Source organism: Nafulsella turpanensis ZLM-10 (assembly GCF_000346615.1).
Taxonomy (GTDB): domain Bacteria; phylum Bacteroidota; class Bacteroidia; order Cytophagales; family Cyclobacteriaceae; genus Nafulsella; species Nafulsella turpanensis.
On record NZ_ANNU01000004.1, the window covers coordinates 1 to 1,219 of the forward strand.

General features: G+C 40.4%; 1 protein-coding gene. It reads right to left on the minus strand.

The window, feature by feature from the left end; genetic code table 11:
- Positions 1 to 48: 48 nt before the first annotated feature.
- A protein-coding gene (locus F752_RS0101565) for an IS3 family transposase (protein WP_407635416.1) occupies positions 49 to 1,160 on the minus strand; the annotation gives its coding sequence in 2 pieces (ribosomal slippage) (positions 49 to 896 and positions 896 to 1,160; 1,113 coding nt in all).
- Between the last annotated feature and the right edge of the window lie 59 nt (positions 1,161 to 1,219).

Below are 1,219 nucleotides of genomic sequence, written 5' to 3' on the forward strand. Positions count from 1 at the left end.
TTTAGTGGACCCCAAGCTTAGGACAGCTTTCTTTGAATTTTAATTGAATTAAGCAGCCACTTTATGGATGCTGTAAATACTTTCTGGGGTTTTATAATCCAGAGATTGGTGGAGTCTTTCCTGATTGTAGAACTGAAAATACTCTGCTAATCCCTTATACAGTTCCTGGCAGGATTCAGGTCTCTTCAGGTAAAGATATTCATATTTAAGGCTACGCCACAACCTCTCGATAAAGATATTATCAGTGGCTCTGCCTTTCCCATCCATACTGATCTGTATTTCATGCTTTTTAAGAATATCGGTGAAGGCATCGCTGGTGAACTGGCTTCCCTGATCCGTATTAAATATCTCTGGTTTACCAGCCAGTAAAGCCTCATTTAACACACTACAGCAGAAGTCGGTATCCATGGAATTAGATACTCCCCAGCTGATGACCTTTCTGCTATAAAGGTCTATAACTGCCATTAAATACATGAACCCCGTAGGCATAGGAATATACGTTAAGTCCGTTGCCCACACCTGATTTACCCGTTCAATCTTTAGATTCCTCAGTAGGTATGGGTAAATTTTATGCCCCTTCATAGGTTTACTTGTATTAGGCTTTGGACCAATAGCCTGTATCCCCATTAGTTGATACAGGCGCTTTATGCGCTTTCTATTCACCTCATATCCCTGCTCGTTTAACACTTCTGTCATCTTTCGAGTACCATAAAAGGGATACTTCAGATATATCTTATCTATTTCCTCCATCAGCCTGAGATTCTCTTCTTTTGCTGTGGCGGGCTGATAATAGAAAACTGAGCGGGAAAGTCCCAGAAGCTCGCACTGCCTGCTGATACTCAAAATTGGATGCTTTATATCTACCATTGCCTTTTTCTCAGCCACAGGCTTTGCTACATTCTTTTTTTTAGAAAGTCTACTTCCACTTTCAGTCTGCCAATTTCTTCATAAAGCTTGGCTGTATCTTCCTTTTCCTCCTTTTTCTTCCCTTTTGTAAACACACTGGCTGAATGCTGAAGAAACTCCTGTTTCCAGGAAGAAATCTGATTCGGATGGACCTCGTACTTATGAGCTAACTCCTGAAGGGTTTGCTGTTCTTTTAAAGCTTCAATAGCTACCTTAGCTTTGAACTCCGCTGAAAATTGTCTTCTCTTTTGCATAGGATAACAAGTTAATAATTTACACTTAACCTGCTGTCCTATTTTCGGGGTCCATTATA